This is a genomic window from Streptomyces sp. NPDC002784 (assembly GCF_053592135.1).
On the sequence record NZ_JBSFVD010000006.1, the window covers coordinates 45,413 to 63,282 of the forward strand.

Sequence of the window (17,870 nt, forward strand, 5' to 3'; positions counted from 1 at the left end):
ACGATCAGCGCGTACGTCACCAGCGCGAGCGCCAGCGCGCCGAGGGCGGCACCGAGCACGTCGAAGCGGCCGTGTTTGCTGCCGTCGCCCGATTCCGACACATGGCGCAGGGCGACCGGCACGCACAGCAGGGCCAGCGGCACGTTCAGCAGGAACACCCACCGCCAGCCGGGCCCGTCCACCAGCCAGCCGCCGAGGAACGGCCCCACGGCCGCCCCGATGCCGCCGAAACCGGACCACAGGCCCACCGCCCGGCCCCGGTCGTCGGGGTGGAAGGATGCCTGGATGAGGGCGAGGGAGCCGGGCGTGAGCAGCGCCCCGCCGATGCCCTGGAGGGCGCGGGCGGCGATCAGGATCTCGGCGTTCGGGGCGAGCCCGCACAGCAGGGAGGCGACGGCGAACCAGATCACGCCGATGACGAAGATCCGGCGGCGGCCGTAGCGGTCGCCCAGGGAGCCGCCGAGCAGGATCAGCCCGGCCAGGGCGAGCATGTACGCGTTGACCGTCCACTGCAGCGCGGAGAGGTTCGCGTCCAGGTCCTCGCCGATCCGCGGGAGGGCGACGTTGACCACGGTCGAGTCCAGCAGGGCCATGCTGGATCCGAGGACGGTGGTGAGCAGGATCCACTTGCCCTGCGCGGAGGCGATCCGGACGTCACGCATGCCCCCAGGTATACAGCGAGCCCGGCGCCGTAGACAGGCGCCGGGCTCAGCAGTGCACTCGGGAACTACTTGATCCTGGTGCCCGTGGAGCGCAGGTTCCCGCAGGCCTCGACGACGCGCGCGGCCATGCCCGCCTCGGCCAGCTTGCCCCAGGTGCGCGGGTCGTAGGTCTTCTTGTTGCCGACCTCGCCGTCGACCTTCAGGACGCCGTCGTAGTTCTGGAACATGTGGGCGGCGACCGGACGCGTGAAGGCGTACTGGGTGTCGGTGTCGAGGTTCATCTTCACGACGCCGTTCTCCAGCGCGGTGGCGATCTCCTCCGCGGTGGAGCCGGAGCCGCCGTGGAAGACGAAGTCGAACGGGCTGGACTTGCCGTACTTCTCGCCCACGCCCTGCTGGAGGTCCTTCAGCAGCTCGGGACGGAGGACGACGTTGCCCGGCTTGTAGACGCCGTGCACGTTGCCGAAGGAGGCGGCCAGCAGGTAGCGGCCCTTCTCGCCCAGGCCGAGGGCCTCGGCGGTGCGCAGGGCGTCATCGACGGTGGTGTACAGCTCGTCGTTGATCTCGTGGGTGACGCCGTCCTCCTCGCCGCCGGTCGGGGTGATCTCGACCTCGAGGATGATCTTCGCGGCGGCGGCGCGGGGCAGCAGCTCCTGGGCGATGGCCAGGTTGTCGGCCAGGGTCTCGGCGGAGCCGTCCCACATGTGCGACTGGAACAGCGGGTTGCGGCCGGCCTTCACGCGCTCCTCGGAGACCGCGAGCAGCGGGCGTACGTAGCCGTCCAGCTTGTCCTTCGGGCAGTGGTCGGTGTGCAGCGCGATGTTGACGTCGTACTTGGCGGCGACGATGTGCGCGAACTCGGCCAGGGCGACGGCGCCGGTGACCATGTCCTTGCTGTGCTGGCCGCCGAGGAACTCCGCGCCACCGGTGGAGATCTGGACGATGCCGTCGCTCTCGGCCTCCGCGAAGCCGCGCAGCGCAGCGTGCAGGGTCTGGGAGGAGGTCACGTTGATGGCCGGGTAGGCGAACTTGCCTGCCTTCGCCCGGTCGAGCATCTCGTTGTAGACCTCGGGGGTTGCGATGGGCATCTGTCCGCTCCTTGTGATGTGCGGGTTGCGTTCTGCGTGCTGACGGCCCTGACCTAGACCTGGGGAGGCGACATCGTCGTCGTCGCGCCCATCCTTCCAGACGAACCGGGATGCTCCGAGAGCTGTCTCAGTCCAGACCCAGCTCGTCCTTGGAGTACGCGAAAAGGTACGGCACCCCGGCGCCCGCCTCGATCTTCTCGGCGGCCCCGGTCGCCCGGTCGACGATCGTGGCGACGGCGACGACCTCGGCGCCGGCCTCGCGCACGGCCTCCACGGCGGTCAGCGGGGAGCCGCCGGTGGTGGAGGTGTCCTCGACGACGAGCACCCGGCGGCCCGCGATGTCCGGGCCCTCGACGCGGCGCTGGAGCCCGTGCGCCTTGGCGGCCTTGCGGACGACGAAGGCGTCCAGCTTGCGGCCCCGGGCGGCGGCCGCGTGCAGCATCGCCGCGGCGACCGGGTCGGCGCCCATGGTCAGGCCGCCGACCGCGTCGAAGTCCAAGCCGTCGGTGAGGTCCAGGAGCACCTGGCCGACCAGCGGGGCGGCCTCCCCGTCGAGGGTGATGCGGCGCAGGTCGACGTAGTAGTCGGCCTCCAGACCCGAGGAGAGGGTCACCTTGCCGTGCACCACGGCCTTGTCCTTGATCTGCTGCAGCAGTGCGCCACGTGCGTCCGTCATGCCGAACAGCTTATTCGGCATCGAGGCGGGTCCAGCTCCAGGTGGTCGTGGCCTCCAGCGGCTCCAGCGGGGTGACCAGGCGGGGGAGGGTGTTCAGCCCGTTCGGCGGACCGGTCTGCGGCTCCACGCAGACGGCGGCCTCCTGCTCGTCGTAGACGACGACCCACTTCTCGCGGCTGGTCACCCTCAGCGCGAGCCGGCCCGGCCAGGTGAGGGTGACGTCCACGCCGTCCGGCATGCCGAAGCAGTCGTCCCACGGGCCCGGCTTCGGGTCGGTGCGGTGACCGGTGGGCAGGTGGTCCTCGCCGCGCTCCTCCTGCCAGGCGGGGGCGAAGTCGAGGGTGGCGTCCGCGCCGCCGAGGGTGCGGTTGAACCACGGGTGCCAGCCGATCTGGGCCGGGAAGGAGTCCTCGTACGTCTCCACCGACATGGTGAGCGTCAACGAGCTCTCGGTCAGGCTCACCACCTGGGTGACCCGTCCGCTGTGCGGCCACGGGTCCACCAGGTCGTACGTCATCACCGCCTCGTCCGGTGTCCGGCGGGCGGTGCGCCAGGCGCCGTCGCGGGCCGTGCCGTGGATGGCGTGGGGCGGGGAGTTCAGGGGCATCTGGACGACGTCGGCGCCGTCCCTGAAGCGGCCGTCCCTGATGCGGCCGCACCACGGGACCATCGGGAAGCACCCGAACCGGTCGCCCTGGCGCAGGAGTTCGGTTCCGCCGACACGGAGTCCTCCGATCCGGCCGCCCTTGCCCGGTTGTACGGTCACCTCCGCGTCGCCCGCGGTCAGCGTGATCTCTGCGTCACTCACGGGACGACCCTACTGGGCCGTTCAAGAGGGCCTACGCCCACTGGGGAACGGGGACGGGGGACCGGCGGGGCCGGGACGGGACGTAGCAGCCGCGTCGGCCCTACCGACGTCTCCGCAGAGCCCGGCCCACGACGATCGCGGAGGCCACGGCGAGCGCCGCCCAGCGGAGCGCGGAGACGGGGACGGCGGACTGGGGGCGGGGCGGGGGCGTACCGGCTGCGTCGGTCCTACCGACGTCTCCGCAGAGCCCGGCCCACGACGATCGCGGAGGCCACGGCGAGCGCCGCCGCAGGGGCCGCCCAGCGGAGCGTGGAGGCGGGGACGGTGGAGTGGGGGGCGGGGACGGGGGCGTACCGGCCGCGGGGCGGGGCGTGGTCGACCTCTTCGGCGCTGCGGCCGATCATGGTGCGGCGCGCGTGCGCGGCTTCGGGGGCGACCTGCGAAGCCTCCTCGCCGTTCGCGGCCGGGGGCGGGCCCGGCGGATTCTCCGCGACATCCGCGGACTCGGGGGCCTCGGGCGCCGGGGTCTCCGGCTCGGGGGTAGCGGGCTCTGCGGTCTCGACCGCCGGGGCTTCCGGCTCGGGCGCCGGGGTCTCGGGCGCCGAAGCTTCCGGCTCGGGGGGCGCAGGCTGTGGGGTCTCGGCCGCAGGCGCCTCCGGCTCGGAAGTGGCGGGCTTTGTGGTCTCGGCCGCCGGAGCCTCCGGCTCAGAGGTAGCAGGCCCCGCGGTCTCAGCCGCCGCAGGCTCCGGCTCAGAGGTAGCAGGCCCCGCGGTCTCAGCCGCCGCAGGCTCCGGCTCGGAAGTAGCAGGCCCCGCGGTCTCAGCCGCCGCAGGCTCCGGCTTGGGCCGTGTGGGGGCCGGGGTGTGCTGGGGGTCCGCCGTCGGCAGGTTTTCCGCGAAGCGGGTCAGTAGTCTGGTCATCGCCGAGTCGACCTGGTCCGGCGGGAGTTGGGCGATGCGGCCGTCCGCCGTCGCCGTGGCGTCGAAGGTCAGCGTCGAGCCGTTCTCCGCCTCGCTCACGCGCAGCGTCAGGGACAGCTTCACCGAGCCCGTCCCCCGCGCCTCGGTCGCGTCGCCCTCCACCGCGTACGTGCCGTCCTCGCGCGGTGCCAGCCGCAGAACGCCGCGGTACGTGATCGTGTGGCCGCCCACCCGTACCTTCAGGCGTCCGCTCATCGGGGTCCGCGCACCCGCGTCCTGCTGGAGCCCGGGAAGCGCCCGGGCAACCCGCGCGGGGTCGGACAGCGCCTCCCGCAAGCGAGCCGTGGCTACCGGAACGAACACGTCAAGCTCCATGTCAGCGGAGCCTACCCAGGGAAGGCGCCACAGCACCCCCCGTCGCCGCAATCAGTAGCGCGGATGCACCAGCGTGGACGCCGGCAGCCCCCGTACCCGTGAGGCCCCCGCCGCCTTCGCGTCCTCCCGCAGCCGGGCCTCGGTCAGGGTGCGCAGGCGCGGCCCCTCGGGGGGCAGGCCCAGGGCCGGGGCGGAACCCCGCGCCGCCAGGACGAACCCCCAGTCGTGCGGTGCGTCCGCCCGCCTGGCGGAGCGGTCCGGGCCCGCCGCGAAGCCGTGGTCCCGCCCCGCCACGCAGTACGGCGCCGTCCGCAGGCCCGCCGCCCGCAGCGTCGCCTCGACCGTCCAGAAGACCCCGGGCCGGGACACCGCCGGGCCCGCGTGCACCACCAGGCGTCCGTCGTCGGCCAGCACCCGCCTGACCAGGCCGTAGAACTCCTGCGAGTACAGCTTGGTGCTCGCCGTGATGCCCGGGTCGGGGAGGTCGGAGACGACGACGTCGTAGCGGACGGCGGGCGTTCCGCGCAGATGGCGGAAGGCGTCCGCCGTGACGACCCGGACCCGGGGGTCGGCGTGGACATGGCCGTTGAGGCGGCTGAGGGCCGGGTCCTCGCGGGCCAGCCGGACCACCTCCGCGTCCAGTTCCACGATGTCCACCCGGCGCACCCCGCGCTGCCGCAGCACCTCCCGCGCCGCCAGCCCGTCACCGCCGCCCAGGATCAGCACCCGCTCGTGCGGACCGTTCATCGCCGGGTGGACCAGGGCCTCGTGGTAGCGGTGCTCGTCGCGGCCGCTGACCCGGAGGCGGCCGTCGAGGTAGAGGTCGACCGGGTCGCCGTCGGTGCCGCCGGTGAGGACCACCTCCTGGACGTCGGTCTGGACCGCCACGCGGACGTCGGCGCCGTACACCGCGTGCCGGGCGGCCCGCTCGAAGTCGTCGACATGGGCGGCGGCCGCGGCCAGGATGCCGAGGGCCGCGAGATTGCCGGCGACCAGCAGCAGCCGGGCACGCCGGGTCAGGTCGCCGCGGAACAGGCCGAGCACCAGGGCACCGCCGGCCAGCGCGTTGACCGCGCCGGTGATCAGGGCGCCGGTCAACTGGCCCAGCAGGGGCAGCAGGAGGAACGGAAAGGCGAGGCCCCCGACGAGCGCGCCGACGTAGTCCGCGGCGAACAGGTCGGCCACCGCGCCGCCCGCGTCCTGCCGCCGGATGCGCTGGATCAGCTCCATCAGCAACGGCACTTCGGCGCCGATCAGCAGGCCGATGGCGAGGGAGAAGGCGACCAGCAGCACCCGGGGCCCCTCGCCCCAGGGGCCGCCCCAGTCGCCGGTCCAGGCGAACACGCCGTACAGCGCCGGCGCGCTGCACCCGCCGACCAGGGCGAGGACCGTCTCGATCGCGCCGAAGCCGGCGGCGGCGTGCCAGCGCAGGCGCTTGGCGACGAGCGAGCCGAGGCCCATGGCGAAGACCATGACGGACAGCACCACGGAGGCCTGGGTGACCGAGTCGCCGATCAAGTAGGAGGCGAGGGCGACCAGTTCGAGTTCGTACACCAGTCCGCAGGCGGCGCAGACGAAGACGCACGCGAGGACCAGGAACCGGCCCGTCGCCGGCCGGACGGGCAGCCGCGCCGGGCCGCCCCAGGGTGCCGGGGCGGCGGGCGGGGCGGGCGCGTGCGGTTCGATCACGCTGCGACGTTACGTCACCGGCGCGTCACGCTTTGTCACCCACACGTGTGGAACTGCCGGTCTCAAACCCCCGATGCGCTCAGGGCGCTTGCCGGCACCCGGACCCCGACCCGGCTCCGGGTCGCCACCAACTGGCCGTCCTGCGGGTAGGCGTGCCAGGTCCGCCAGTGCACCTGGCCCTCGCGCCAGTGCGCCAGCATCGCGGTGAACGCGTGCGGGCTGCCGGGGAAGACGCCGGCCAGACCGTGCGGATGGTCGGCGACCAGGGCCAGCAACTCCTGGGCCCGCCCGGCGAACTGACCCGGCGCCAGCACCTCGACGCGGGCGGCGAACTCGTACTCCCAGTCGCCGACGCGCTTGGCGACGCCCAGCGGGAGGGGCGTGCTGCTGCCCGGGATGCACGCCACCGTCTCCGAGGAGCTGCCCCGTTCCTCCTCCAGGATCACCTGGTGGGACGCGCCGAGGAGTCTCAACTGGAGCTTCGCCGAGCACAGTTCGAGGTCGAGGGTGGCCAGTGCGGGGAGCGGCTCACGCCCCAGGGCCCAGGCGAGGTCGGCCGCGCGCGTGTCGGTGTAGGAGGTGTTCAGGGTCGTGAGCATGGATCGGCTCCGCTAGCGAGCAAAGAAAAGGGGAGGGGTGGTCCGGCGCATCCCGGTCGGCACCGGGAGATCGGCCCGGTCAGCCCGGTCGGCGAGTCAGGGGGGTGGCCGCGGGGCGTACGAGGGCTGCGTTGGTGTTTTAGAGGGAATCATGAACGGCGGTGCCACCACAGCGTTTTTACCCAACTTCGTAGGGTTTCCATCCCTCAGGGGGCTGCACAGCGCAACTGTTCAACCCCCGCGTGCGCCGTGTCGGCTGGGTCGTACGCCGGAGCACGGCCCCAGCCGCGCACACGACGGCGGGGCCCGCCCTCGTGGGCGGGCCCCGCCGGACCGGACGCGGTTCCCCCTGCCGGAGCTCAGCTGCCCCGTGTCAGCTGCCTCCCCCGCATCCGCCCCCGCCGCCGCCCCCGCCGCAGGACGACGATCCGCCCCCGCACGACGAGCCGCCGCTGTCCCCGCCCCCGGCCCACCAGCCGCCGCTGCCGCCGTCGGTGCCGTCGTGACGGCGGGACGAGCGCCGGCTGCCGTGGGCCATCTGCCGGTTACCGGCACCCACGAGCACCAGCATGATCAGACCCGCGAACAGAACCACCAGGATGATGCCGATAGCCATGGGCATGACGTCACCCTCCTCCCGTTTGGCGCAGCTCCCCCGAAGCGGCCCCCGTGGGCGCCTCGCCAGCTGCGTGACCGGGAAATGCCCTTCCCGCCCGCGGCCCAAAGCAGAGTTGAGGAACTCCAGAGCTTCGGCGCAGGATGACCGCCATGACCTCACGCGCGCGTCCCCTTCTCAACCGCAGCCTCGCCGAGTTCGGAACGACGATCTTCGCCGAGATGTCGGCGCTGGCCCTGACCACCGGAGCGATCAACCTGGGCCAGGGATTCCCCGACACCGACGGCCCCGAGGAGATCCGGGAGGCGGCGGTGCGCGCGCTGCGCGACGGACGCGGCAACCAGTACCCGCCGGGCCCCGGCGTGCCCGAGCTGCGCACCGCGGTCGCCGCGCACCAGCAGCGCCGGTACGGCCTGTCCTACGACCCGGACACCGAGGTCCTGGTGACGGCGGGGGCGACGGAGGCGATCGCCGCGTCCCTGCTGGCGCTGCTGGAGCCGGGCGACGAGGTGGTGGCGCTGGAGCCGTACTACGACTCCTACGCGGCCTGTATCGCGATGGCGGGTGGCCGCCGGGTCCCGGTCACCCTGCGCCCGGACCAGGGGCGCTTCCGCCTCGACCTCGACGAGCTGCGCGCCGCGGTCACCGACCGCACCCGGCTGCTGCTGATCAACACCCCGCACAACCCCACCGGCACGGTCCTCACCCGCGAGGAGCTGGCCGCGGTGGCGGAGCTGGCCGTGGCGCGGGACCTGCTGGTGGTGACGGACGAGGTGTACGAGCACCTGGTCTTCGACGGCGCCGAGCACCTGCCGCTGGCCGGCTTCCCCGGGATGCGGGAGCGGACGGTCACCATCGGCTCCGCGGGCAAGAGCTACTCGTTCACCGGCTGGAAGGTCGGCTGGGTGACCGCGGCTCCCGGGCTGGTGGCGGCCGTACGCTCGGCGAAGCAGTACCTGACGTACGTGGCCTCCGGGCCCTTCCAGTACGCCGTCGCCGAGGCGCTCGCGCTGCCCGACTCCTTCCTCGCCGGGTTCCGCGCGGACATGCAGGCCAAGCGGGACCTGCTGGCGGCGGGCCTGAGGGACGCGGGCTTCGGGGTGTTCACCCCGTCGGGCACCTACTTCATCACCACCGACATCCGCCCGCTCGGCGAGTCGGACGGCTTCGCCTTCTGCCGCGCCCTGCCCACGCGCGCGGGGGTCGTCGCCATCCCCAACGCCGTCTTCTACGACCACCGGGACGAGGGCGCGCCCTTCGTCCGGTTCGCGTTCTGCAAGCGGACCGAGGTGCTGGAGGAGGCCGTGCAGCGCCTGAAGCACCTGGCCGGCTGACACCGACCGGTTGACCGGCTGACCGGCGCGTACGGCAAGAGCCCGCCCCGGGCACGCGACCGTGACGGTCGGTGCCCCGGACGGGCTCTCGTGGGTCCGGGCCGGTTACTCCTCGTCGCCCTTGGGCTTCTCGGTGTCGTTGACCTCCTGCTCCAGGCCGAGCTGCTCCACCAGCCACTTGTCGAACTCGATGGCGGCGCGCACCCAGCTGACCGTGGAGGAGACGAAGTGCTCCAGGCTGACGCCGGTGCCGATCAGCATCTGCGCCTCGCCGATCAGGCGGACGGTGCCGTCGTCGTGGGTGTGGGTGTACAGCTTGGGCCACAGGGTGCGCCGGTTCCAGTCGTCGATGGACTCCAGCAGCTGCGGCTTCTCGTCGATCTGGTGGGGGCGGTCGTAGAACGTCCGCACCGAGAAGATCTGCTGCTCACCCTCGCCGCGGAACATGAAATACGTACGGAACTGCTCCCACGGCGCCGCGAGGTCACCCTCGTCGTCGACGACGTACTTGAGCTCCATCTGGTCGAGGAGCTGCTTCACGAGGTCCTGATCCGGGACGACGGGGCCCGCCGGACCTTGGGGCTGCGGCTCGGGCTGGCCCCCGAAGTTCGGAATCGAGGACGGGTCGATGGTCACCGTGTATTTCCCTTCGTACGGATCCCGCCATCCTCTCCCATGCGGGGAGGGGGGTGGCAAGCCCCGCCCCGCTTGGTTCACCTGCGGTTGGCGGATTTCAGCTCAGAGCGTTTTTCCGGTCGCCGGTCCTACGATCAGACCGTCGCCGAAGGTGTCCACGCGGACCGTGTCGCCGTCCTTGATCTCACCGGCCAAAATCTCCTTGGCGAGGCGGTCGCCGATGGCCGTCTGGATCAGGCGGCGCAGCGGCCGGGCACCGTAGGCGGGGTCGTTGCCCTCGTCGGCGAGCCAGGTCAGGGCCTCGTCGGTGATCTCCAGGGTGAGGCGGCGCTCGGCGAGCCGCTTGGCCAGGCGGTCGATCTGGAGGCGGGCGATCCGGCGCAGCTCGTCCTTGCCGAGCGCCGAGAAGACGACCAGGTCGTCCAGGCGGTTGAGGAACTCCGGCTTGAAGGCGGTCCGCACCACCTCCAGGACCTGTTCCTTCTTCTCCAGCTCGGTGCTGATCGGGTCGACCAGGAACTGGCTGCCGAGGTTCGAGGTCAGCACGAGGATGGTGTTGCGGAAGTCGACCGTGCGGCCCTGCCCGTCGGTGAGCCGTCCGTCGTCCAGCACCTGGAGCAGGATGTCGAAGACCTCCGGGTGCGCCTTCTCCACCTCGTCCAGCAGCACCACGGAGTACGGCCGCCTGCGCACCGCCTCGGTCAGCTGGCCGCCCTCCTCGTACCCGACGTAACCGGGAGGCGCGCCCACCAGCCGGGACACGCTGTGCTTCTCGCCGTACTCCGACATGTCGATGCGGACCATGGCCCGCTCGTCGTCGAAGAGGAAGTCGGCCAGCGCCTTGGCCAGCTCGGTCTTGCCGACGCCGGTGGGGCCGAGGAAGAGGAAGGAGCCGGTGGGCCGGTCGGGGTCGGCGATGCCCGCGCGGGTGCGCCGTACGGCGTCGGACACGGCCTGGACCGCCTCCGTCTGGCCGATGAGCCTGCGGCCCAGCTCCTCCTCCATGCGCAGCAGCTTCTGCGTCTCGCCCTCCAGCAGGCGCCCCGCCGGGATGCCGGTCCAGGCGGCCACGGTGTCGGCGATGTCGTCCGGCCCGACCTCCTCCTTGACCATGGTGTCCTTGGCGGCCTCCTCCTCGGCCTCGGAGGCTGCCTCCAGGTCCCGTTCCAGGGTCGGGATCTCGCCGTAGAGCAGCTTGGAGGCGGTGTCGAAGTCGCCGTCGCGCTGGGCCCGTTCGGCCTGGCCGCGCAGTTCGTCCAGCTTCTCCTTCAGCTCGCCGACCCGGTTGAGGGACTGCTTCTCCTTCTCCCAGCGGGCGGTCAGGCCGCGCAGCTCCTCCTCCTTGTCGGCGAGGTCACGGCGCAGCCGTTCCAGGCGCTCCCGGGAGGCGGGGTCGGTCTCCTTGCTCAGCGCCAGCTCCTCCATCTTCAGCCGGTCGACGGCGCGCTGGAGTTCGTCGATCTCCACGGGCGAGGAGTCGATCTCCATCCGGAGGCGGGAGGCCGCCTCGTCGACCAGGTCGATGGCCTTGTCGGGGAGGAAGCGGGAGGTGATGTAGCGGTCGGAGAGGGTGGCGGCGGCGACCAGGGCGCTGTCGGCGATCACGACTTTGTGGTGGGCCTCGTAGCGGCCCTTGAGTCCGCGCAGGATGGCGATCGTGTCCTCGACCGTCGGCTCGGCGACCAGCACCTGCTGGAAGCGGCGCTCCAGCGCGGGGTCCTTCTCGATCCGCTCGCGGTACTCGTCGAGGGTGGTGGCGCCGACCATGCGCAGCTCACCGCGGGCGAGCATGGGCTTGAGCATGTTCCCGGCGTCCATGGCGGAGTCGCCGCCGGCGCCGGCGCCCACGACGGTGTGCAGCTCGTCGATGAACGTGATGATCTGCCCGTCGGAGTCCTTGATCTCCGCGAGCACGGTCTTCAGCCGCTCCTCGAACTCACCCCGGTACTTGGCCCCGGCGACCATCGCGCCGAGGTCCAGCGCCACCAGCCGCTTGTCCTTCAGCGACTCGGGCACGTCCCCCTTCACGATCCGCTGGGCGAGGCCCTCCACGACGGCGGTCTTGCCGACGCCGGGCTCGCCGATGAGGACGGGGTTGTTCTTGGTACGGCGGGACAGCACCTGGACGACCCGGCGGATCTCCTGGTCCCGGCCGATGACGGGGTCGAGCTTGCCCTCCCGCGCGGCGGCCGTGAAGTCGGTACCGAACTTCTCCAGGGCCTTGTACTGGCCCTCCGGATCGGCTGTGGTCACCCGGCGTCCTCCCCTTGCCTTCCGGAACGCCTCCAGCAGCTTCTTCGCGGTGGCGCCCTGCTGGGAGAGTACGTCGGCGGCCGGGCCGCCCTTCGCCGCGATGCCGATGAGCAGGTGCTCGGTGGAGAGGTACTCGTCCCCCAGCTCCTGGGCCTTGGCCTGCGCCTCGGCGATCGCCGCGAGCAGTTCCCGGTTGGGCTGCGGGGGCGCCACGGTGGAGCCGGTGACGCTGGGCAGGCCGGCGAGCACCTTCTCGGCCCCGGCGCGCACGGCCGCCTGGTCGGCCTCCACGGCGGCCAGCAGGTCGGTGATGTTCTCGTTGTCCTGCCTGCGGCCTTGCCCCTGCAGCAGAGCCAGGAGCAGATGGGCGGGTGTGAGGTCGGGGTGGCCCTCCGTCACGGCCCGGTTGCCGGCCGCGTTGATGGCGTCCCGGCTCCTGTTGGTCAGCTCTGCGTCCACGGTCGACTTCTCCTCCTGTCGAGAGCCCTCATCCACGCTGACTCAGCCAACGTACACAAAGTTGAGTCTATTCCACTCAAGGTGGGAGTCGAATAGTGCCGGGAGGTTCCGGCGGCTAAGTTCCGGCGGCATGAGCTATTCCGTGGATCCGGGTGCCCCCGACGAGCCGTATCTCAGCTTCTGGCGGGAGCGGCACCTGTGCACGCTGACGACGCCGCGCCCGGACGGCAGCCCGCATGTGGTGCCGGTCGGGGTGACGTACGACCCGGAGGCGGGCCTGGCCCGGGTGATCACGAACAGGACGAGCGCCAAGGTGGCCCATGTGCTGGCCGCCGGGCCCGCCGGGGCGCGGGTCGCGGTGTGCCAGGTGGCCGGGCGGCGGTGGGCGACGCTGGAGGGGCGGGCGCGGGTGCGCACCGAGCCGGAGCGGATCGCGGAGGCCGAGCGGCGGTACGCCGAGCGCTACGAGCGGACACCGGCCCCGAATCCGGCGCGCGTGGTGATCGAGATCGAACTGGAGCGGGCCATGGGGCGCGGCTGACCGGGTGCGACCGGCGGTTTTCGGCCAGCACCGGATCAGGTGGATAACCCGACATGTCCCGTAAAACTGCAGCGGCGTCACCGTGTTCAGGTCACGGTGACGCCGCTGCGGGGGGAAGCACCTGAGCGATCTGTTACGACGGGGGAATCGCGTCAGGCACTGCGGGGGGTGGCTGAGATGGTCCGGTCCACCGGGACCTCCGGGTCCACCAGTTGCTCGTGGTCCCGCTGGTCCAGGTTCACAAAGATCATTCCGTAGCGGATGGCACAGCGCACCGGCTGCGGCGCCCCCCGGGGCCGTCGCAGACACCGGTAGGCACGCAGGTCCTCGTCCTCGTCCCGGGTGACGACGACCGGTTCTCCGAAGACAGTCACCATCAGCGAGTCACCAGGGTGGGGGATGGCGGTGACCAGATCGATGAAGTGCCAGCCGGAGCGGTAGGCGGTGGCCATTTCGCGGCGGAAGGAGCGGTCGTCGGGTGGGGTCGTCACGTCAGCTCCACGCGCTGTCATCCGTGTGGACAGGAGTATCGCCCCCAGCCGCGCCGGCGGCCGGACTCGACCAGGCACTGTCACCGTTCACACCCGAGAGCCCACTCAGCGATCCGAAGGCCACAACGGCGGAGAAGGCGGCGACAAGTACCGAGCGAAGCATTCTCTTACGCATAGTCGGCTTCGTCCTCACTTGAAGGTCCCCTCTTCCCCCGTCGGATAAGACGATGGCTCATTCGGGCACGTCATGGCCACACGATCGGTGCATCATGTTCCTGCATGTTCAGGACCCTGGGGGGTGGAGATTTAGCAATGAATCGGACTAAAGCGACGCATCCCCACGCTGTGACGGAGCTGTGCGAGGAAGGCGGTCGTCTTTACGCGAACGCGTTGCGCATGGGACGTATCGCCCGCTCGGACACGGAATCCGCCCCGTGCCTGATGGAGTTCGCCCTGCTCCACCCCGACCCCGACGACGCGAGCTGGCTGCGCCCGGTTCCGCCCGCGGTCGCCCTGGCACAACGGCTCAATCCCATAGAGCGGGAGATCACCGAGCACCGCCGGCTCTCGATCGAACTGGCCAACGCTTTCGAGCCGTTCATGGCCCTCAGCGCCCAGGGCGCGGCGTCCACCCACTCCATCACCGTATTGGAGGGCCTCGACCGCATCAATGCGGCGCTCGACCTGGCGATCGCCCAGTGCCAGAACGAGATGCTCACCGTCCAGCCCAGCCACCGGCACCCCGAGCGCCGGCTCGTCGAGGCGCTGGAGCGGGACAAGCTGCTGATCGAGCGCGGGGTCCGGATCCGCACCCTCTACCAGCACACCGCCCGCTACAGCCCCGAACGGCTCGCCTGGGTCGACCACTTCGCCGACGGCAAGGCGGAGTACCGCACCATCGACGAACTGGTCGAGCGGCTCATCATCTGCGACGAGGCGGTCGCCTTCATCCCCATCCGGGACGACCGGCAGGTCGCCCTGGAACTGCGCCACCCCGGCCTGGTGGGCTACCTCATCAAGGTGTTCGAGTTCATGTGGAGCCGCGCGGTCCCGCTGAGCGCCGGCGCTCCCTACGAGGCCGACCCGGACGGCATCACCGACATCCAGCATTCCATCGCCAAGCTGCTGGTGGAGGGCCATGTCGACGAGGCCATCGCCCGGCGCCTGGGCATGAACGTCCGCACCTGCCGGGCCCACATAGCCAAGCTCGCCAACGCCCTCGGCAGCGGCAGCCGGGCCCAGCTCGGCTACCTCATCGCACAGTCCGGGATCCTGGACCGCGCGCAGTGAACGGCACCGGGCACCCCGAACACGGCGTGGACGAGCTGTGCGCGCCCGGCGCACGCCTGTACGAGTACGCCCTGCGGCACGGCCCGATAGGCGCTCAGGAGGCCGCCCAGGCCCCTTGCCTGGTCGATGCGGGGCTGCTCCAGCCGACCGTGGGGGACATCGGCCTGCTGGAGCCGGTCGCCCCGGCCACCGCCCTGCACCGGCTGCTGCGCGCCTCCGCGGAACGCGTCGCCGAGGAACGCCGGCGCGAACTGGCCCTCGCGGAGACCTTCGAGGCGTGGATGCGGATCGACGGCCGGCACGCGGCCGACGACCGGCAGCCGCTGATCGAGGTGATCGGCGGCAAGCGGCGCATCAACGACGTCCTCACCGAGGCCATGGCCGAGGCCGAGCGCGAAGTGCTCAGCATCCAGCCGCACACCAGCTACGGCTCCCGCGCCAACCCCGCCACCCACCTCGCCGCCATGGCCCGCGACCAGGACCTGCTCGACCGCGGCGGCCGCATCCGCACCCTCTACCCGCACACCCTGCGCCACTCCCCCCAGGTCATGGCGCGGTACGAGGAACTGGTGGGCGATGTCGAGGCGCGCACCCTGGACGAGGTCACCGACCGGCTGATCTGCGTGGACCGCACGGTGGCCTTCATCCCGGCGAGCGCCGACGCCACCCACGCCCTGGAGATCCGCCACCCGGCGCTGATCTCCTACTTCGCCACCACCTTCGACCGGCTGTGGCAGCTGGCGACGCCGATGTACCCCGAGGCGGTCCAGCAGCCGACGCTCAACGGCATCACCCCGCGCCAGCGCGCCATCGCCCGGCTCCTGGTGGAGGGCCACACCGACACCGCCATCGCGGACCGGCTCGGCATGAACGTCCGTACCGCCCGGGTGCACATCGCCAAGCTCGCGGCGACGCTCGGCAGCGAGAGCCGGGCCCAGCTCGGCTATCTCATCGGGCAGTCGGGGATCCTTGGCCGGGAACATCGGGAAGGCTGACCGGTCCGAGGCCGCCCGGCCGGGGCGGTCCGTCCAGGCCGGCCTGGGCGATCCGGACGCCGAGCTGGGTACGGCTGGCCGCGCCGAGCGTCTCCGAGAGCCGGGCGATATGGGCGCGGCAGGTGCGGACGCTGATGCCGAGGCGCTCGGCGATCACCGCGTCCTGATGGCCCTCGGCGAGCAGGGCGGCGATGGACCGCTCCCGGGAGGAGATGCCCTCGATGCCGGTCTCCGGCAGCGGCGCGGTGAGCGGGATCGCCAGGCGCCACAGCCGTTCGAAGACCGTCACCAGGTACTGCACGAGCGCGGGGTGGCGCAGCTCCAGGGCGAGGGTGCGGTCGGCGTTGGCGGGGATGAAGGCGACCGTGCGGTCGAAGAGGATCAGCCGGTCGATGACCTCCTCCAGGGTGCGCGCCTCGACCGTGTCGCCCATCAGCTCCAGGTAGTTGAGCAGCCCCTGCCCGTGCCGGGCCACGTGCGTGTACAGGTCGCGCATCCGCACCCCGCGGGCGCGCAGGGCCATCGCGCGGTGCAGGCCCTCGGTCAGCTCGTGCTCGGGGCGGATGCCGCCCGGCTGCACGGTGAGCACCTCGGTGGTGCAGGCGTCGGTGGCCTCGTCCATCGCGGCCTGGATCCGGGAGAGCCCGTCCAGGACACGGATCGCGCTGCCCTCCGCGGGACCGTTGTGCGGCTGCGGGCCGAGCCCCGCGTACCACTCGAAGGCGGCGACCGCCGAGCCCATCCGCCGCTGGCCGGCGCTGACCTCGTCGTACACCCCGCGCAGCAGCCGGGTCATGACCTCCTGCGGGGAGGTCGGCACCAGCCAGGCCATGTCGTCGGGGTCCGGGTGCAGCAGCGCCAGTTCCAGCAGGCAGGGCACCGCCTCCGCGTCCTGGCGGGGCACACGGCCGCGCCGTACGGCCCGGGAATACACCCGATCCCCGGCCTCGCACAGTCGGTCAGCACCGTGTGGATGCCCGTCCGTCCCGTGCCCGGCCATCGTCCATCCCACCCCCGGTTCCAGCGTCTTCCGCAGCGCAAACTATGCGCGGACGGGACGTGGTCCGCAACACGCCTCGGCGGCCCCGGCGGTGGCTACGTGAGCCCGATCTCGTCGCACGCCGTCTCGTACTTGGCGGTGCAGATCTCGGAGAGCTTGTAGATGCCGTCGTCGACGACGGTGTCCTTGATGTTCTCCCGCGTCAGCGCGACCACCGGGACGAGCTGGGCGGGGATGTCCTGGGTGGTGGGGCTGTCGACGCGGTCCGCGGTGAGCGAGTCGAACTTGATGTCCTTGCCCTGGATCTTGGCCACGGCCATCTCGGCGGCGGCCTCGGCCTCCTCCGGGTAGGACTTGTACACGCTCATGTACTGCTCACCGGTGACGATCCGCTGCACGGCGTCGAGTTCGGCGTCCTGGCCGGTGATCGGCGGCAGCTCGGTGACGCCCGCCGCCTCCAGGGCCTTGATGACACCGCCGGCCATGCCGTCGTTGGCGGAGTAGACGGCCGCGATGTTGGCGGCGCCGATCTCCTCGATCGCCTCGGCCATGTTGGCCTCGGCGTTCTCCGGCTTCCAGTCCTTGGTGTCGTAGGACTTGGCGATCGTCACCTGGCCCTGGAGCTCGGAGAGCGCGCCCGCCTTGAACTGCTTGGCGTTCGGGTCGGTGGGCGAGCCGTTCATCATGACGATCTTCGTCGAGGTGTCGACGTCACCGCCGAGCTCGGCCATCAGGGAGCGGCCCTGCACCTCGCCGACGAGTTCGTTGTCGAAGGAGATGTACGCGTCGATCGGGCCCTCGGCCAGGCGGTCGTAGGCGATGACCGGGATGCCGGCGTCCTTGGCCTTCTGCACGTCGGTGGCGATGGCCTGGGAGTCCACCGCGTCCAGCAGGATGACGTCGACCTCGTCGTCGATCATCTTCTGCATCTGCCGGCTCTGCGTGGCGGCGCTGGCGTCGGCGTTGGCGTACGCGACCTGGCCCTTGTTGTCGGTGAGCTCGGCCACCTTGGCCCGGATGATGGGGTGGTCGAACTTGTCGTAGCGGGTGTTGGCCTTCTCCGGCAGGAGGAGGCCCACCGTGATGTCGTCCCCCTTGGTCGGGCTCGCGTCGGCGCTGTCTCCCGTCACTCCCAGGGCTCCGCAGGCGGAGAGCGAGAGGGCCATCGAGGACGCGGCCAGACATATGGCGGTACGACGCATTGGGGAGCTCACTTCTGGTGCCTTCCGGACGAGGGCGCAGCATTGCGACCCAGGTGACTGAAAAGCCAACGCGGCGGTGCCATCCCGCGTCAAGCGGAATCACTTAACGAGTGCGCAACACCACGCTCCGCTTGGCTTGTGAAGGTATGGCGGAACCCCCTCCAAACAGCCGTTACGACCCCTCCGTACAACCAACCCCCCTCCTCGCGGGTCGTGATCACGACAGCTGTCCCATG

17 protein-coding genes are annotated in these 17,870 nt (G+C 71.5%); 4 read left to right on the forward strand and 13 right to left on the reverse strand.

All coding sequences use genetic code 11. From position 1 onward, the window contains the following. The 8 genes from ACWD1Z_RS14250 to ACWD1Z_RS14285 form a co-directional block, all read right to left on the reverse strand. Positions 1-662, reverse strand: a 662-nt coding sequence (locus ACWD1Z_RS14250) for an MFS transporter (protein WP_451118545.1), incomplete at its 3' end; no start/stop codon positions are given. Between the two features lie 65 nt (positions 663-727). Then, on the reverse strand, positions 728-1,750 hold the full coding sequence (fbaA, locus tag ACWD1Z_RS14255) for a class II fructose-bisphosphate aldolase (RefSeq protein ID WP_451118546.1): 1,023 nt from the start codon (positions 1,748-1,750) through the stop codon (positions 728-730). A gap of 127 nt (positions 1,751-1,877) precedes the next feature. Further along, entirely contained in the window at positions 1,878-2,426 is a 549-nt protein-coding gene (gene pyrE, locus ACWD1Z_RS14260) for an orotate phosphoribosyltransferase (protein ID WP_451118548.1), read from the reverse strand. A 10-nt stretch (positions 2,427-2,436) separates the two neighbouring features. Beyond that, positions 2,437-3,234 carry an aldose epimerase family protein gene (locus ACWD1Z_RS14265; RefSeq protein WP_451118549.1) on the reverse strand — a complete coding sequence of 266 codons (798 nt, stop codon included), beginning with the start codon at positions 3,232-3,234 and terminating at the stop codon, positions 2,437-2,439. A gap of 227 nt (positions 3,235-3,461) precedes the next feature. Continuing rightward, complete coding sequence (locus ACWD1Z_RS14270) at positions 3,462-4,529, reverse strand: SRPBCC domain-containing protein (RefSeq protein WP_451118551.1); 1,068 nt, start codon at positions 4,527-4,529, stop codon at positions 3,462-3,464. A 51-nt stretch (positions 4,530-4,580) separates the two neighbouring features. Then, entirely contained in the window at positions 4,581-6,218 is a 1,638-nt protein-coding gene (locus ACWD1Z_RS14275; RefSeq protein WP_451118552.1) for a polyamine aminopropyltransferase, read from the reverse strand. Between the two features lie 62 nt (positions 6,219-6,280). Beyond that, positions 6,281-6,817: a DUF2617 family protein gene (locus tag ACWD1Z_RS14280; RefSeq protein WP_451118554.1), complete on the reverse strand. Its 537-nt coding sequence runs from the start codon at positions 6,815-6,817 to the stop codon at positions 6,281-6,283. A gap of 373 nt (positions 6,818-7,190) precedes the next feature. Continuing rightward, complete coding sequence (locus ACWD1Z_RS14285; protein ID WP_451118555.1) at positions 7,191-7,439, reverse strand: hypothetical protein; 249 nt, start codon at positions 7,437-7,439, stop codon at positions 7,191-7,193. Positions 7,440-7,576: 137 nt separating this feature from the next. On the opposite strand from ACWD1Z_RS14285, the gene ACWD1Z_RS14290 reads away from it, so the two are divergent. Beyond that, on the forward strand, positions 7,577-8,767 hold the full coding sequence (locus ACWD1Z_RS14290; protein WP_451118557.1) for a pyridoxal phosphate-dependent aminotransferase: 1,191 nt from the start codon (positions 7,577-7,579) through the stop codon (positions 8,765-8,767). Between the two features lie 105 nt (positions 8,768-8,872). On the opposite strand, the gene ACWD1Z_RS14295 is transcribed toward ACWD1Z_RS14290, so the two are convergent. Together ACWD1Z_RS14295 and clpB are read right to left on the reverse strand one after the other, a co-directional pair. After that, positions 8,873-9,403, reverse strand: a complete 531-nt coding sequence (locus ACWD1Z_RS14295) for a YbjN domain-containing protein (RefSeq protein ID WP_451118558.1) — start codon at positions 9,401-9,403, stop codon at positions 8,873-8,875. Between the two features lie 102 nt (positions 9,404-9,505). Further along, positions 9,506-12,115, reverse strand: a complete 2,610-nt coding sequence (gene clpB, locus ACWD1Z_RS14300) for an ATP-dependent chaperone ClpB (protein WP_451118560.1) — start codon at positions 12,113-12,115, stop codon at positions 9,506-9,508. A gap of 130 nt (positions 12,116-12,245) precedes the next feature. Here clpB and ACWD1Z_RS14305 point away from each other — a divergent pair, with 130 nt between their 5' ends. Continuing rightward, positions 12,246-12,656 carry a pyridoxamine 5'-phosphate oxidase family protein gene (locus ACWD1Z_RS14305; protein ID WP_451118562.1) on the forward strand — a complete coding sequence of 137 codons (411 nt, stop codon included), beginning with the start codon at positions 12,246-12,248 and terminating at the stop codon, positions 12,654-12,656. Positions 12,657-12,808: 152 nt separating this feature from the next. Here the strand turns inward: ACWD1Z_RS14305 and ACWD1Z_RS14310 are convergent, their stop codons facing one another. Next, on the reverse strand, positions 12,809-13,147 hold the full coding sequence (locus ACWD1Z_RS14310; protein WP_351984511.1) for a hypothetical protein: 339 nt from the start codon (positions 13,145-13,147) through the stop codon (positions 12,809-12,811). 312 nt (positions 13,148-13,459) lie between these two features. Here ACWD1Z_RS14310 and ACWD1Z_RS14315 point away from each other — a divergent pair, with 312 nt between their 5' ends. Both ACWD1Z_RS14315 and ACWD1Z_RS14320 read left to right on the forward strand, forming a co-directional pair. After that, positions 13,460-14,437 carry a helix-turn-helix transcriptional regulator gene (locus ACWD1Z_RS14315; RefSeq protein WP_451118563.1) on the forward strand — a complete coding sequence of 326 codons (978 nt, stop codon included), beginning with the start codon at positions 13,460-13,462 and terminating at the stop codon, positions 14,435-14,437. Further along, the gene (locus ACWD1Z_RS14320) at positions 14,434-15,432 is read left to right on the forward strand and encodes a LuxR C-terminal-related transcriptional regulator (protein WP_451118565.1); all 999 of its coding nucleotides are present in this window, start codon (positions 14,434-14,436) and stop codon (positions 15,430-15,432) included. The genes ACWD1Z_RS14315 and ACWD1Z_RS14320 overlap by 4 nt, the downstream gene beginning before the upstream one ends. On the opposite strand, the gene ACWD1Z_RS14325 is transcribed toward ACWD1Z_RS14320, so the two are convergent. Together ACWD1Z_RS14325 and ACWD1Z_RS14330 are read right to left on the reverse strand one after the other, a co-directional pair. After that, positions 15,386-16,432: a LuxR C-terminal-related transcriptional regulator gene (locus ACWD1Z_RS14325; RefSeq protein WP_451118566.1), complete on the reverse strand. Its 1,047-nt coding sequence runs from the start codon at positions 16,430-16,432 to the stop codon at positions 15,386-15,388. The genes ACWD1Z_RS14320 and ACWD1Z_RS14325 overlap by 47 nt on opposite strands. Before the next feature lie 95 nt (positions 16,433-16,527). Next, a complete protein-coding gene (locus tag ACWD1Z_RS14330; RefSeq protein WP_451118568.1) occupies positions 16,528-17,634 on the reverse strand; it encodes a sugar ABC transporter substrate-binding protein in 1,107 nt (368 codons plus the stop codon). Positions 17,635-17,870: the final 236 nt, after the last annotated feature.

Excerpts from the sequence above, each read along its gene's own strand:
- ACWD1Z_RS14285 (WP_451118555.1), bottom strand. The coding sequence starts at position 7,439 with ATGCCCATGGCTATCGGCATCATCCTGGTGGTTCTGTTCGCGGGTCTG.
- ACWD1Z_RS14330 (WP_451118568.1), bottom strand. The coding sequence starts at position 17,634 with ATGCGTCGTACCGCCATATGTCTGGCCGCGTCCTCGATGGCCCTCTCG.
- ACWD1Z_RS14315 (WP_451118563.1), top strand. The coding sequence starts at position 13,460 with ATGAATCGGACTAAAGCGACGCATCCCCACGCTGTGACGGAGCTGTGC.
- ACWD1Z_RS14305 (WP_451118562.1), top strand. The coding sequence starts at position 12,246 with ATGAGCTATTCCGTGGATCCGGGTGCCCCCGACGAGCCGTATCTCAGC.
- ACWD1Z_RS14325 (WP_451118566.1), bottom strand. The coding sequence starts at position 16,432 with ATGGCCGGGCACGGGACGGACGGGCATCCACACGGTGCTGACCGACTG.
- fbaA (WP_451118546.1), bottom strand. The coding sequence starts at position 1,750 with ATGCCCATCGCAACCCCCGAGGTCTACAACGAGATGCTCGACCGGGCG.
- ACWD1Z_RS14270 (WP_451118551.1), bottom strand. The coding sequence starts at position 4,529 with ATGGAGCTTGACGTGTTCGTTCCGGTAGCCACGGCTCGCTTGCGGGAG.
- pyrE (WP_451118548.1), bottom strand. The coding sequence starts at position 2,426 with ATGACGGACGCACGTGGCGCACTGCTGCAGCAGATCAAGGACAAGGCC.
- ACWD1Z_RS14290 (WP_451118557.1), top strand. The coding sequence starts at position 7,577 with ATGACCGCCATGACCTCACGCGCGCGTCCCCTTCTCAACCGCAGCCTC.
- ACWD1Z_RS14280 (WP_451118554.1), bottom strand. The coding sequence starts at position 6,817 with ATGCTCACGACCCTGAACACCTCCTACACCGACACGCGCGCGGCCGAC.